The sequence below is a fragment of the Bradyrhizobium sp. P5_C11_2 genome, from assembly GCF_054049755.1.
In genome coordinates this window covers 1-14070 of the sequence record NZ_JBFULT010000018.1, presented here as the reverse complement: position 1 = coordinate 14070, position 14070 = coordinate 1, and the positions used below count along the sequence as shown (strand labels likewise).

General features: G+C 65.4%; 11 protein-coding genes and 1 pseudogene. 9 read left to right on the top strand and 3 right to left on the bottom strand.

The genetic code is table 11. The features are described from left to right. Positions 1-29: 29 nt before the first annotated feature. Both ACXJL8_RS03745 and ACXJL8_RS03740 read left to right on the top strand, forming a co-directional pair. The gene (locus tag ACXJL8_RS03745) at positions 30-1244 is read left to right on the top strand and encodes an acyl-CoA dehydrogenase family protein (protein ID WP_456619184.1); all 1215 of its coding nucleotides are present in this window, start codon (positions 30-32) and stop codon (positions 1242-1244) included. 311 nt (positions 1245-1555) lie between these two features. Further along, a complete protein-coding gene (locus ACXJL8_RS03740; protein ID WP_456684642.1) occupies positions 1556-1942 on the top strand; it encodes a VOC family protein in 387 nt (128 codons plus the stop codon). 282 nt (positions 1943-2224) lie between these two features. On the opposite strand, the gene ACXJL8_RS03735 is transcribed toward ACXJL8_RS03740, so the two are convergent. Next, entirely contained in the window at positions 2225-3955 is a 1731-nt protein-coding gene (locus ACXJL8_RS03735; protein ID WP_456619182.1) for a methyl-accepting chemotaxis protein, read from the bottom strand. A gap of 319 nt (positions 3956-4274) precedes the next feature. Between ACXJL8_RS03735 and ACXJL8_RS03730 the strand changes: the two genes are divergently transcribed. The 5 genes from ACXJL8_RS03730 (at position 4275) to ACXJL8_RS03710 (ending at position 11641) form a co-directional block, all read left to right on the top strand. Continuing rightward, the gene (locus ACXJL8_RS03730; RefSeq protein ID WP_456684641.1) at positions 4275-5657 is read left to right on the top strand and encodes an ethanolamine ammonia-lyase subunit EutB; all 1383 of its coding nucleotides are present in this window, start codon (positions 4275-4277) and stop codon (positions 5655-5657) included. Between the two features lie 180 nt (positions 5658-5837). Then, positions 5838-7424 carry a B12-binding domain-containing radical SAM protein gene (locus ACXJL8_RS03725; RefSeq protein ID WP_456619180.1) on the top strand — a complete coding sequence of 529 codons (1587 nt, stop codon included), beginning with the start codon at positions 5838-5840 and terminating at the stop codon, positions 7422-7424. Beyond that, a complete protein-coding gene (eutC, locus tag ACXJL8_RS03720; RefSeq protein ID WP_456619179.1) occupies positions 7421-8203 on the top strand; it encodes an ethanolamine ammonia-lyase subunit EutC in 783 nt (260 codons plus the stop codon). The genes ACXJL8_RS03725 and eutC overlap by 4 nt, the downstream gene beginning before the upstream one ends. A 207-nt stretch (positions 8204-8410) precedes the next feature. Then, positions 8411-10777: an efflux RND transporter permease subunit gene (locus ACXJL8_RS03715; RefSeq protein WP_456684640.1), complete on the top strand. Its 2367-nt coding sequence runs from the start codon at positions 8411-8413 to the stop codon at positions 10775-10777. A gap of 66 nt (positions 10778-10843) precedes the next feature. After that, positions 10844-11641 (top strand): class I SAM-dependent methyltransferase, encoded by a 798-nt coding sequence (locus ACXJL8_RS03710; RefSeq protein WP_456619177.1) that lies wholly within the window; start codon positions 10844-10846, stop codon positions 11639-11641. A 16-nt stretch (positions 11642-11657) separates the two neighbouring features. Here the strand turns inward: ACXJL8_RS03710 and ACXJL8_RS03705 are convergent, their stop codons facing one another. Further along, complete coding sequence (locus ACXJL8_RS03705; protein WP_456619176.1) at positions 11658-12491, bottom strand: hypothetical protein; 834 nt, start codon at positions 12489-12491, stop codon at positions 11658-11660. Positions 12492-12568: 77 nt separating this feature from the next. After that, positions 12569-13066: a hypothetical protein gene (locus ACXJL8_RS03700; protein ID WP_456619175.1), complete on the bottom strand. Its 498-nt coding sequence runs from the start codon at positions 13064-13066 to the stop codon at positions 12569-12571. A gap of 461 nt (positions 13067-13527) precedes the next feature. On the opposite strand from ACXJL8_RS03700, the gene ACXJL8_RS03695 reads away from it, so the two are divergent. Continuing rightward, on the top strand, positions 13528-13761 hold the full coding sequence (locus tag ACXJL8_RS03695; protein WP_008553259.1) for a hypothetical protein: 234 nt from the start codon (positions 13528-13530) through the stop codon (positions 13759-13761). A 193-nt stretch (positions 13762-13954) separates the two neighbouring features. Next, a pseudogene (locus ACXJL8_RS03690) lies at positions 13955-14070 on the top strand (squalene synthase HpnC); the annotation flags it as partial.

Genomic DNA, 14070 nt, shown 5'->3' with positions numbered 1-14070 from the left:
CTACGATACTCAGCGAACAGGAGACCCCAATGGACTTTCAACACTCCGCACGTTCGCTGGAGCTCCAGGAGCGCGTCCGCCAGTTCATGCGGACGCATGTCGAGCCGGTCGAGGAGCTCTATTACGAGCAGGTCAAGCCGGAAGCCGCGCGCTACCGGACGCCGCAAGTGCTCCAGGACCTGAAGCGGCTGGCGCGCGAGCAGGGGCTCTGGAACCTGTTTCTCTCCGGCGAGCACGGACCCGGATTGACCAACCTCGAATACGCTCCGGTGAAGGAGATCATGGGCCGCATCCTCTGGGCGCCCGAAATCTTCAATTGCTCGGCCCCTGATGTCGGCAACATGGAGGTGCTGGTGAATTACGGCACGATGGCGCAGCAGGAGGGGTGGCTAAAGCCGCTCCTGGAGGGGCGCATCCGCTCCGGCTTCTCGATGACGGAGCCGCAGGTCGCCTCGAGCGATGCCACCAACATCCAGTGCGAGATCAAGCGCGACGGCGACAGCTACGTCATCAACGGCCGCAAATGGTTCACGTCAGGCGCGATGAACGAGGATTGTGAGATCCTGATCGTGATGGGCAAGACCGCGCCCGACCATCCCGACCGCCATCGCCAGCAATCCATGGTCCTGGTGCCGAAGAATACGCCCGGCGTGCGCATCGTGCGCGACATGCTCACCTACGGCTATGACGACGCGCCGGTCGGCCATCCCGAGATCGTCTATGACAATGTCCGCGTCCCGGCCGAGAACATCCTGCTCGGCGAGGGCCGCGGCTTCGAGATCGCGCAAGGGCGGCTCGGGCCCGGCCGCATCCACCATTGCATGCGGCTGATCGGCTGCGCCCAGCGCGCGCTCGAATTGATGTGCCAGCGGTCGGTCTCCCGCACAGCCTTCGGCAAGCCGCTGGCCGAGCAGGGCTCGGTGCGCGAGGACATCGCGCACTCCTTCTGCGAGATCGCGCAGGCGCGGCTCTTGACACTGCAAGCCGCCGACAGGATGGACCGCGAAGGCAACAAGGCCGCGCGCGACCTGATCGCGGCGGCCAAGATCGTGGTGCCCAGCATGGCCGCTCGCGTGATCGACCGCGCCATCCAGATCCACGGCGCCGCCGGCGTCTCGCAGGACACCTTCCTCGCCCGTGCCTATGTCTACGCCCGCTTCATCCGCATCGGCGATGGGCCTGATCAGGTGCATCTGGCCGCGGTCGGCAAGGAGCTGATCAAGCGGGGCGGGGTGATGGGGTAGCTGGTGTTGTAGTGCCCTGGGGCCGCACCCAAACATCTCTGGCGCGAGAGTGGGTCGGAAGCCTCGGCCCATTGGGCCTGCCCGGACCGCCCGCGGACGCCGTCGAGATGCTCCCCTCGTCGCGGTTCGATGGTCTATTGACGAGCGCCGATCGACTTAGGATACGTCAGGGCCGGGGCGCGGAGGCGGATGCCGCGAGCCGGGCGTGAGGGCACGTATCCTTCGGGATACGCCACCCGTCCTGGGCACGTCGGCGAAGGCGCGATCGGATCGGGCGATCGCTGGCGTGTGATCTGGAGGCAATCCTTCGAATGACAGCGATCGACAACGTTGAATGCATAACGCTCTTCGTGCCGGACCTGGCCGGCGCTAAAGCCTTCTACGAGGCTGTATTCAGCGGCAATTTCATCTACGAGGACGAGACCTCGGCGGTGCTGAAGCTGCGGAACCTGATGATCAATCTTCTCGACGAGYGCGCCGCACCGGAGCTCATCACGCCGCATCCGGTTGGGGCTCCGGGGGCGCCTCCGCGGCTCCTGTTGACCGTGTTGGTCGACGACGTCGATGCCTGTTGCGCGAAGCTTGCCGAGCGGCAAGTGCCGATCCTGAACGGACCGATCGACCGGCCATGGGGTCGTCGGACCGCGGCGTTCCTGGATCCCGCCGGCCACGCGTGGGAGCTGGCTCATCCGCTCTAGGCGGCAAGAGGTCGGGTATGGCGCGTGTCGTTGCCGGGCCGACGCGCTCCGTATCGAGGATGTGGATGTCACCGCCGGGAGCCCCCGGTGCGATCGGCTGGATGATGACATCATGCCGGTGTTTTGCCCGACGCGTCAAATTGATTTCGTAAAATCAGAAGAACTTCGCCGTCGGCGGCTAAGCCGTTGATATCGCTACCCCCGGCTACTGTGCATGGGGTTGTTTGCGCGTTTTTTTGTCGGAGCGGGTCCGCCGCCGGGCTCGCGGCGACAGGCGCGCCGTCATCCCGCCCTGGCGGTGCGGCTGTCCGACCGCAGGTTTTGGAAGAACTTCTCCACCTCGCGCGACAGCGTCTCCGCCGTTGCCGTCAGGCTGCTCGCCGCCGTCAGCACGGAGGCTGCCGCCGTGTCGGTCTCGCCGATGGCGTCGCGCAGCGAGGTGATGTTGGCGACCAGGGTCTCGTTGCCCTGGGCAGCCGATTGCGCGTTGGACGAGATCTCGCGGGTGGCGGCGTCCTGCTGGCCGATGGCGCCGGCGATCGCCGAGGTGACATCGTTGATCTCGCGCACCGCGCCGCCGATCTCGCGCACGGCGTCGACCGCGTTGCGGGTGGACGCCTGGATCAGGCCGACATTCTCGCCGATCTCGGCGGTCGCTTTCGCAGTCTGCCCCGCGAGCGCCTTCACTTCGTGTGCGACGACGGCGAAGCCGCGGCCGGCATCGCCGGCGCGCGCGGCTTCGATGGTGGCGTTGAGCGCGAGCAGATTGGTCTGCTCGGCGATGGCCTGGATCAGGTTGAGCACGCCGTCGATGCGTTGGGTGGCAGCCGCAAGGCTCTCGATCTCGGCGATCGATTTCTCGGTGCGGTGGCCGGTCTGCTCGACCGCGCTGGCGCTCTGCCGCACCTGCCGGCCGATCTCCACCACCGACGCCGACAGCTCCTCGGCCGCGCCCGCCACCGCCGTGACGTTGTGGGAGGCCTGCTCGGTGGCGTTTGCCGCCGTGCCGGCGCGGCTGTTCGCGTCCGCGGTGACGCGCGTGATGGTCTGCGCGGTCTCGCGCATGGTGGAGGCGTTGTCGGTGAGGCCGCGCATCACCGCGCCGATCGCCTCGCGAAACGCCTCGACGGATTGTTCGATGTGCCGGGCGCGCTGCTCGCGCGCGGCGGAGTCCTGCGAGACCTGCGAGGCGAGGTTGCGATTGCGCCCCATCGCGTCCTGGAAGATCTGGATCGCGCGGGCGAGCGCGCCGATCTCGTCGGCGCGGCGGCTGTGCGGCACCTCGACGTTCTCGGCGCCGTCGGCAACCTGCTTGATCGCCGCGGTGATGGCCGAGAGGGGACGGGCGATCGAGCGGGCGATGATGACGATGCCGATCACGACCAGCGCCAGCGCCAGGCCGCCGAGGCACGTCAGCACGAAGGACAGGGTGCGGTTGGTCTCGGTCTGCTGGGCGATCTGCCTGGCGCGCTCGGCATAGACCTTGGAGAGCGCCTCGAGATCCTTGTTCAGCGCCGAGCGCACGGCGCGGTTGGCGTCGTTGTCGCCCCATTCGCGGCCCGCGGCCGCATTGATCTCGACGCCGCGGCGCACCAGCTCCTTGCGAAACTCGACGAACTGCTCGATGCGCTTCTTGAAGGTGGCGAACTGCTCGGCATCGTCGTCCCTGACGATGGTCTCCCAACGCTTCACGACGTCGAGAATCTGCGCATTGAACTTGAGCAGGCCCTCGCCGTATTTCTTCACCACCGCGGGCTCGGTCGACATGTAGACGCCGCGCGATTCCATCACCACCGCGTAGACCAGCGAGTTGACGCGCTCGACGTTGAGCGCGGCCGCGTTCGCCGTCTCGATCGCGGCGGTCAGGTCGGCGCTGCGGCGGCTGTTGTAGTCGGACAGCATCGCGATCGCCGCCGTGAGAAGCGCGAACAGCGCGAAGATCGCGTAGAGCTTGGTCGCAAGCGTAAAGCGGCCGGCGAGGCCAGCGGCATTCCCAGATCGGTCAATTGTCATGATGTTCAGGGGCCCGGATGGCCTGGAGCGGCCGGTGAGCGCGGTCGTGTCAAAATCTATGCAAAATTATGCAGAACGAAGATGGATGCGGCGTTAACGCGGGAGCTCGGGCCGGATACTGTCGGCCGACGGAAATACGATGTATTTCAGTTGTTTGGTGCGATCCTATCGGTTTCCGGCAGATCAGCGCCGGGGATCGGGCGGAGTGCTGCAAACATCGGCGTGCACGGCGGCCGCCAAGCGCGTATTCCCTGAGGCCGGGACCGCCTTCAGGATCGATTTGGAGTCGGCCAATGGCCGACGAACCGAGGAGGGGGCTTTGGTCTACCGCCACAGCATCGACGCCACGACCTACACGTTCCCCGACCTGCGCGACCTCCTCGCCAAGGCGACGCCGCCGCGCTCCGGCGACCGGCTGGCCGGAATTGCTGCCGCCAGCGCCGAGCAGATGATCGCGGCGCGGATGGCGCTCGCCGACGTCCCGCTCGGGCAATTTTTGCAGGAAGCCGTCATCCCCTACGAGGCCGACGAGGTCACCCGTCTCGTCATCGACAGCCACGACGCCAGGGCCTTCGCGCCAGTGGCAACCCTCACCGTCGGCGGCTTCCGCGACTGGCTGCTGTCGGACGCCGCCACGCCCGAGGTCTTGCGACAATTGTCGCCCGGCATAACGCCGGAAATGGCGGCCGCGGTCTCGAAACTGATGCGCAACCAGGACCTGATCCTGGTGGCGCGGAAATGCCAGGTGACAACCGCCTTCCGCAACACCATCGGGCTGAAGGGGCGGATGAGCACGCGGCTCCAGCCGAACCATCCGTTCGATGACGCCAAGGGCATCACGGCCTCGATCCTCGACGGCCTCCTGCTCGGGGCCGGCGATGCCTGYATCGGCATCAATCCGGCGAGCGACGATCCGGCCGTGATCGCGCAATTGCTGCGGCTGCTCGACGAGATCATTGCGCGGCTGAAGATTCCGACCCAAGCTTGCGTGCTGACCCATGTCACGACGACGCTGGCGCTGATCGGGCAGGGCGTGCCGGTCGACCTCGTCTTCCAGTCGGTCGCAGGCACCGAGGCCGCCAACCGCAGTTTTGGCATCGACCTCGCCTTGCTCAAGGAGGGACAGGAGGCCGGATTGTCGCTCAGGCGCGGCACGGTCGGGCAGAACGTGATGTATTTCGAGACCGGCCAGGGCTCGGCGCTGTCGGCCAATGCCCACCACGGCGTCGACCAGCAGACCTGCGAGGCGCGCGCCTATGCGGTCGCCCGCGCCTATCAGCCGCTCTTGGTCAACAGCGTGGTCGGCTTCATCGGGCCGGAATATCTCTACGACGGCAAGGAGATCATCCGGGCCGGGCTCGAGGACCATTTTTGCGGCAAGCTGCTCGGTCTGCCGCTCGGGATCGACATCTGCTACACCAACCATGCCGAGGCGGACCAGGACGACATGGACAATCTGCTGACGCTGCTGGCTGCCGCCGGCGTCACCTTCATCATGGGGGTGCCGGGCGCCGACGACGTCATGCTGAACTACCAGTCGACCTCGTTTCACGACGCGCTCTATGCCCGAGACGTCTTCGGCCTGCGCCGCGCGCCGGAATTCGACGACTGGCTGGCGCAAACCGGACTTGCCGGCGCCGATTTCCGCCTTGCCGGCGATGMAGGCCTGCTGCCCGATTTTGCCTCGCGGCTGATCGCGTGAGGCGGGCGGCGGAAAAGCCCGCGAAAAACTTCCACCCGCCGGCATGAACCGGGGAAACCATTGGCGCGTCTTACGAATTAGTGCGGTGCCACAATATTGAGGAATTTCGGTCCCAGCGTTACGTTATGTATCTGGTGGCCTCGTTAATGCCGTTCATAGAACGTGGTTGGGGGAAGTTCGATGCGCGCTGAAAGCAACGGAACGATCCGGCATATTCTCTGCGTCTTCCCGCGCTACACCTCGTCCTTTGGCACATTCGAGCACTCCTATCCCCTGACCGACGGCGTCCGCGCCTTCATGCCGCCGCAGGGGCTTTTGCTGCTCGCGGCTTATCTGCCCAAGGAATGGCAGGTCAAGTTCGTCGACGAGAACCTCCGCCGCGCGACGGAGGAGGAGTTCGCGTGGGCGGAAGCGGTCTTCGTCAGCGGCATGCACATCCAGCGCCAGCAGATGAACGACATCTGCCGCCGCGCGCATGAATTCGATCTGCCGGTCGCGCTCGGCGGCCCCTCGGTCAGCGCCTGTCCGGACTATTATCCGTCCTTCGATTATCTCCATGTCGGCGAGCTCGGTGACGCCACCAACCAGCTGATCGAGATTTTGGCGCGCGACACCGCGCGTCCCGAACGGCAGGTGGTGCTGGCCACCAAGGATCGAATTCCGATGACGGAGTTTCCGATCCCGGCCTATGAGCTTGCCGACGTGAAAAAATACATGCTCGGCAGCATCCAGTATTCCAGCGGCTGCCCCTATCAGTGCGAGTTCTGCGACATCCCCGGCCTCTACGGCCGCAACCCGCGYCTCAAGTCGCCGGAGCAGATCATCGCCGAGCTCGACCGCCTGCGCGAATGCGGCATGACCGACACGGTCTATTTCGTCGACGACAATTTCATCGGCAACCGCAAGGCGGCGATGGACCTGTTGCCGCATCTGATCGAATGGCAGAAGCGGACCGGCTATGTGGTGCGGCTCGCCTGCGAAGCGACGCTCAACATCGCCAAGCGCCCCGAGATCCTGGAGAAGATGCGCGAGGCCTATTTCATCACCATCTTCTGCGGCATCGAGACGCCGGATCCCGACGCGTTGAAGGCGATGCACAAGGACCACAACATGATGGTCCCGATCCTGGAGGGCGTGCGCACCATCAATTCCTACGGCATGGAGGTGGTGTCCGGCATCATCATGGGGCTCGACACCGACAAGCCGAACACCTCCGAGGCGCTGCTCGCCTTCGTCGAGGAGTCGCGGATTCCGCTACTCACCATCAACCTGCTCCAGGCGCTGCCGAAAACRCCGCTGTGGGACCGTCTGGAGCGCGAGGGGCGCCTGATCGAAGACGACGGCCGCGATTCCAACGTCGACTTCCTGTTGCCCTATGACGAGGTCGTCGCATCCTGGAAGCACGCCATGGGCGTGGCTTACGAGCCCGAGAAGGTCTACGCGCGATTCCAGTATCAATGCGACGAGGTTTATGTGCACCGCCTCAAGATGCCGGTGCCGGATGAGATGAAGACCTGGCCCAACATCAGGCGCGGCCTGATCATGCTGAGAAACATCTTCTGGAAGGTCGGCGTGCTCGGCGACTACAGGCGCGTATTCTGGAAGTTCGCGCTGGGACGGATCCGGCGAGGCGACCTCGAAGGCCTGATCGGCTGCACCCTGATCGCGCATCATCTCATCACCTTTGCGCGCGCGGCCTCCAGCGGCAAGCAGAACGCGTCGAACTATTCGCTGCGGCTGCGCGAGGCCGCCGTTCCCGCCGAATGAGTGACAAGCCCGTTCCGGTTCGTCCGACCCTCGACCTGCGGTCGTTCACGCCCGCGCGCGTCGCGCTCGGGCGCAGCGGCGCGAGCCTGCCGACCAAACCGCTGCTCGATTTCACGCTGGACCACGCCCGCGCCCGTGATGCCGTGCATGCCGGCTTCGATGCACAGCTTCTGGTCGCCGGGCTCGGCGAGCTCGGCCTTGCGGTCAGCGAGGCAAGGAGCCGGGCGGCCGATCGCAGGGATTATCTGCGACGGCCGGATCTCGGGCGGCAGCTCGATGCCGGTTCGGCCGAAGCCCTGGCACGAGGTGCCAGCGAGCCGTGCCAGCTCGCGCTCGTGATCGGCGACGGCCTGTCGGCGGCCGCCGTGCATGCCCATGCAGCCCCGCTGCTGAAAAGCCTGCTGCCCCGGCTCGCGGCCGAGGAGGCTGTCGCGATCGGCCATGTGGTCGTCGCCTCAGGCGCGCGCGTCGCGCTCGGCGACGAGATCGGCGCCATTCTCGGTGCGCGCATGATCCTGATGCTGATCGGCGAGCGGCCGGGCCTGTCCGCGCCCGACAGTCTCGGGGCCTATCTGACCTTCGCGCCGAAGCCGGGCCGCACCGATGCCGAGCGCAACTGCGTGTCGAACATCCACCACGCCGGGTTGAGCTATGACGAGGCCGCCTTCAAGATCGCCTGGCTGGTCCGCGAGGGGCTGGCGCGGGAGGTCACCGGCGTGGCGCTCAAGGACGAGAGCGGCGATCCCCCGGCTCGAATCGGGACGATCCGGCCGGAATGACCGATATCAAGGGTCGAAATCGCCGCATGTTGATCCAATTTGTGCGCTTTCGCGCGCTTGCGAGAGGGCGTTTGGACCTGCTAAACCCGTCGCGGCGATTTCCCGCGCTTTTTCAAAGGGCAAGCCTCCCATTGGCATGGCGTTTTCAAGCCGTTCGCGGGGCGCAATAAGCTCACAGACCGAGCCGATTTAGGAACTGGACAAGGCATGCTCGAAAAGCACAGCGAGAGTGAGGTTCATGTCGACAAGGTCGAGCAGGGGCCTGCGTCCTCTATCGCCTTCGGGCTGGAGCGCATCGGGCTGATCGCCGTCCGGGCGCCGATCGTCTCCTGCGTCGTCCTGCTCGTGCTGATCGTCGGCGCCGTGTTCGGCATCTACCGGATCAAGATCGACGATTCGCTGTCGCAGCTGTTCCGCTCCAATTCCCGCGAATTCCACCAGTACGAAGAGGTGACGAAGAAGTTCCCGGCGGAGGAATTCGACGTCCTGGTCGTGGTCGAGGGCAAGAACCTCCTGGCGCGGAACAATCTCGAGAAGCTGCGCGACTTCGTCACCGACATGCAACTGGTCGAAGGCACCCGCGGACTGGTCTCGCTGTTCTCCGCGCGCCAGGCGCCGGCGCCGGGCAAGCTGCCGGCTGCGCTGTTCCCCTCCGAGCTGCCTGAGGGCGCGGCCTATGACAAGTTCATCGAAACCGTCAAAGCCAACGAGATCATCCGTGGCAAGCTGCTGTCGGAGGACGGCACGCTGGCGCTGATCGTGCTGTCGCTCGATCCGCAGGTGGTTGCCTCCAGCAAGCTCACCAAGACCGTCGGCGACATCCGCGCGCTGATGAAGGAGGATCTCGGCGATACCGGCCTCAACGTGCAGCTCTCCGGCGTGCCGGTGATGCAGCTCGAGATCCGCAACGCGGTCGAGCGCGACGGCCTCACCTACAACATCCTCGGCATTCTCGCCGGCTGCGTCATCGCCATCATCTTCTTCCGAAAGATTTCCTTCATGGTGGCGGCGGCGTTCCCGCCGATGATCGCGATCCTGCTGGCGCTCGGCGCGCTCGGCTGGGCCAATTTCAACCTCAACATGTTCCTGAACGTGATGACGCCGCTCATCATGGTCATCAGTTTCTCGGACTCGATGCAGCTCACCTTCGCTGCGCGTGACCGGCTGATCGCGGGCCAGGACAAGTTCACCGCGTTCAAGAACGCGGTGCTGGTGGTCGGACCCGCCTGCGTGCTGACGCACGGCACCGCCGGCATTTCCTTCATCGCGCTCCAGTTCTCCGACTCCGACCTGATCCGCAAGTTCGGCGAGGCGGGCCTTGCCGCGACCATCATCGCGCTGGTTGCGGTGCTGTCGCTGGTGCCGGTGTTCGGCGTGCTGCTGGTGCGCAACGAGAAAGTCTTTGCGACCAAGTTCCAGAGCGCGGATGCCGGTGTGCAGGCGCTGCGCAATTTCTGCTACTGGATCGCGGTGCGCATGGTGGGCCGGCCCGGCCTGTTCAGCCTGATCGCGCTGCTGTTCGTCGGCGGTCTCGGCGTGATCTACGCCAATCTGGAGCCGCGCTACCGGCTCGCCGATCAGGTGCCGGACAAGCGTCAGGCCGTCGCCGCCAGCAACCGGCTCGACGCCAAGCTGACCGGCGCCAACCCGGTCAACGTCCTGATCCAGTTCCCCAAGGGGGAAACGCTGTATTCGCCGGAGACGCTGCAAACCATCGCGGATGTCCACGCGACCGTGGAGAAGGCCGCCGGCGTCGGCAACGTCYGGTCGGTCGAAACGCTGCGGCGGTGGCTGGCGGAAAAGGCGGGCAGCAGCGACGTCGCCACGCTGAAGGAATATGTGAGCCTGATCCCCGAGCATCTGGTGCGGCGCTTCATCGACGCAGAGCAGGACGCCGTCGTGGTCGCAGGCCGCGTGCCCGACATCGATTCCAGCCAGCTCCTGCCGGTCGTGGACAAGCTCGATGCCGAGCTCGACGCCGTCCGCAAGAAGCATCCCGGCTACGAGGTGGCGGTCACCGGTCTCGCCGCCATCGCGGCGCGCAACTCGGCCGGCATGATCGAGAAGCTGAACCGCGGGCTCACCGTCGAGTTCGCGCTGGTCGCGATCTTCATCGGCCTCGCCTTCCGTTCCTGGGTGGTGATGTTCGCCTGCGTCCTGCCGGGCATCTTCCCGGTGGTGATGTCGGGAACGGTGCTGTGGGCGATGGGCGAGGGGCTGCAATTCGCCAGCGTCGTCGCGCTCACCGTCTCGTTCGGGCTCGGCCTCAGCGCAACCATCCACTTCCTCAACCGCCTGCGGCTGGAGAGCAGACCGGGTGTCGGTTCGGCGCTCGCAGTCGAGCGCGCAACGGTGCTGGTCGGCCCGGCGCTGATCCTGACCACGGTGGTGCTGGCCTGCGGCCTCGTCGTCACCGTGTTCTCCGACCTGCCGTCGCTGCGGCTGTTCGGCTGGCTCAGCGCCTTCTCGATGGTCATGGCGCTCGTCGCCGACCTCTTCATCCTGCGGCCGACCGCGATGTGGCTGATCAACCTGCACGCCAAGCTTCAGGGTCCCGACAAGCCGGCGATCTGATCGGGGTCATCCATCGGACATGGAATCGGCGCAGCCTTGACAGCTGCGCCGGAGTTCCGGCCGGGGATGGCCATGCAGACGACGCGGCACGACAGCTCCATCGTGGAGTTTCAGCAGAAGCGCGGCAGCGATTCCGCCGCCTTTTTCGCACCGTTCCTGACGCCGCACATGATCCTGCTCGATGCAGGCTGCGGACCCGGGACCATCACGGCCGCCCTTGCGGGGATCGTCGGCAAGGCCGTCGGCGTCGACATCGAGCCGAATGCGATCGCGGCTGCCAATCGGCTTGCGGCGCAATCGGGCCCGGCCAATCTGGCCTTTGTCGAAGCCGACATCAGCATGCTTCCGTTCGAGGACGAGGCATTCGACGCGGTGTTCTTTCACGCGGTGCTCTACCACCAGAGCCAAGCGGTGCTGACGAGAGCGCTGGCGGAAGCACGACGGGTGCTGAAGCCGGGTGGGGTGGTGGGCACGCGTGACGCCGATGTCGGCGGCAACGTTCTTTATCCCGAACTCGACGGCGTGCGCCTTGCGCTCGACCTCTGGCAGCGCTGGTACGAGCACGATGATCCGCAGGCGCTTCGCTTCGGCCGCAGGCAGAGCTCCATCCTTCGCGCGCACGGGTTCACGCCGGTCTGGGCCGGCGCAAGCTACGTCAATCACAGCGCCGACGCGGCGAGCCGCGCGGAGGCGGTCGCGGATGCCAGGCGGAGCCTTCTCGGCCTCGGGCCRCGGCTCGCGAGCAAGGCGCTCGCCACCGACGGCGAGATTCAGGCGGCGCTCGCCGGCTGGGACGCCTGGGGACGCGATCCGGATGCGGTGTATTTCAGATGCCGGTGCGAATGCGTCGCGCGCAAGGACTGATCCGGCGGGCTTCAGCCTAGGCCTCGATCCGGACGATCCCGTACGGATTGAACTTGAAGTCGTCCTCGGCGTAGTCCTGCTCGCGCGAGAGCGCAAGCTTGCGATCGCGCAGCGTCGCTTCGATGCCGCGCTCGGCCATGGCGTTGGCAATCTCCTCCATGAGCATCACCGCAGACCATTCGTTGCCGCGCGATTTAGCGACATAGATCTCCGGCAGGCCGACGAGGTGATAGCCGACAGTTTCGTTGTAGCGATCGCCGCCGAGCGGGCGCTTGGCGAACGCAAGACGGCACGCCTTGGCGACGGCAAGTGTCATGCCGAGGCCCTCGCTGGTCCTGGCGCCCTTGCGCGCCTGATCGGCGAGACTGCGCCACCGCTCGAGGCCGTGGGCGACGCCTGCGCTTTCGCCCTTCACGGCGGTGGCGCCGGCCTCGATCATCTCCTCGACGATGCGCAAGGCCGCCGCCGAATAGGCCACCGCCTTCTGCTGCTCCAGCGGCGGGCTCAGCAAATAGAGCACCGCTTTGTGGTTGGCCACGGCCGCTTCGTCCACGGCAGACCAGGCTTTCGGAAAGACGCGGTCCCAGCACACGCCGAACGACCGCTCCATGTGTGGATCGGGTGTGGCTTGCGAATAAATGCGGTCGATCTCGAAATTGAAATCCGCGATCGTCTTGGCCACCGCCTTCGGCGGATGCAGCAGGCTTTCGTCCTTGCCAAGGAAGCAGAGCACGTGACGCGGCTTTACCGACGAAGGCTGCATGCTCGTTCCCTTCTGGTCATTGGCGAAGGCGCGGCTGGCCGCCAAGAGTCCGGCGGCCTTGAGCAGGTGTCTGCGAATTGGGTCCATGTCCGCAACAATGTCAGCAAAAAGCCCCCGGCTCGCGAGAACCGGGGGCGTGTTCCTTTCGACGCGGGATAAGGCGATCAGCCCTTCGTCATCGTGATGCTGACGCCGCGGATCTCGCCCTTGGAGCTGATCTGCACCGTCTGCTTGGTGCCGTTGGTGCGCAGCGACAAATTGGCGGCAAAGCCGTTGGCCTCGACGAACACCTCGATCTGGCCGCCGCCAGCGGTGCCCTGGAGGTTGCCGAAGATGTTGCGGCTCGCCTCGCTCCAGTTGCCGGAGATGCGGTCGCCCTGGCTCGTCACGTCGCTGGTGAGGTCGAACTTGTAGCTATCGCTGGCGCAGTGCAGGGCCTGCTTCAGGTTGAGGCCGCTGCCCGCAACCTTGTAGTCCGCCTTGCAACGGATGCGCTCGGTGGAGCCGTCGGACAGTGACACGGTGCCGGTACCCGTCCACGCGCCGTCGAAACCGGCAAACGGTCCGGCCGACTGAGCGTGGCTTGCCGAGACCGAGAAGAGCAGCGCAGCCCCAACGCCCGCCGCCTTGATCGCCTGTCCAGATCGCCCAAAGAATTTCATCTCAAATATCCCGTTTTGGAACGACGTCCGCTCAAGCCGGGGACGTCTCGCCACATCGAAGGTTTAGTGTTCCGAGCCCGTGTCAGGTTCAAAGCCTATCCGGCACAGAGGTCGGCATCGCGGGGCGCACCCGCCATGGTCTGCCCCGGGATTTCCCGTGTTTCGGCTTGTTTCCGGCGCAAAAGGCGGGACCGACAGATGCAGCTCTGCAACAGGTGCCCAGCAAAACGCGGCGTGCCAGAATTATGACGTAGTATCAATCTCTTACATCTGCCAAGGAAGATCGAGAGAAAGCCTGTTTTGGTCGGCGCGGCGCCAATTTGGCCGCATTTACCAGCGCTTGTGCCTTCTCCGAATGCCGTGCTTTCCGCGGCAACTCGCCACCAGGACAATCCGTTCCCGCCGTCCGCCCTGTGCTGTCCGGGATCGGTGCGATTCTGCCGTCAGAATGAAGGAATACAATGCGTAAGCTTCTCGTCGCTCTCACCCTGCTGTCGGCATCCCTTTCCACGGCGGCGTTCGCCCAGCAAGGGCGTGGCACGGACGCCGAGCAGAAAGCCTGCACGCGCGATGTGCAGAAGTTCTGCCGTCCGGTCATCGACCAGGGCGATTTCACCATCCTGGCCTGCCTCAAGGAGAACCGGGCCAAGATCTCGCAGGCCTGCGACCAGGTCCTGAAGAACCACAACCAGTAAGCTCGGCCGCTGGCCCACAAAAGGCGGATCCCGGGCCGCCTTTTCGGGCTCGATCCGGAAGGGCAGCCATCGAGAGACAGGATTGGTTTTGCGGCCGTATTCCCCTATATGGGGGCCGCGGCGGCATCGCCGGCATGAGCCCGCGCGAGCGAAAAAAGCCCTTCCTGTCCCAACGATTGTTAACCAGCCCTCGATGACCTCAGCGAGCGAATTGCGATCCGGCAAAGGCGACCGCGACGAGAATTTTCCCGTCGCGTCGTGGATCATTCATCCGCGTCATCGCGCGCTGATCCTGGCGTACTACAATTT

Coding starts and splice junctions, on each gene's coding strand:
- ACXJL8_RS03745 (WP_456619184.1), top strand. CDS start 30: ATGGACTTTCAACACTCCGCACGTTCGCTGGAGCTCCAGGAGCGCGTC.
- eutC (WP_456619179.1), top strand. CDS start 7,421: ATGAGTGACAAGCCCGTTCCGGTTCGTCCGACCCTCGACCTGCGGTCG.
- ACXJL8_RS03735 (WP_456619182.1), bottom strand. CDS start 3,955: ATGACAATTGACCGATCTGGGAATGCCGCTGGCCTCGCCGGCCGCTTT.
- ACXJL8_RS03695 (WP_008553259.1), top strand. CDS start 13,528: ATGCGTAAGCTTCTCGTCGCTCTCACCCTGCTGTCGGCATCCCTTTCC.
- ACXJL8_RS03705 (WP_456619176.1), bottom strand. CDS start 12,491: ATGGACCCAATTCGCAGACACCTGCTCAAGGCCGCCGGACTCTTGGCG.
- ACXJL8_RS03700 (WP_456619175.1), bottom strand. CDS start 13,066: ATGAAATTCTTTGGGCGATCTGGACAGGCGATCAAGGCGGCGGGCGTT.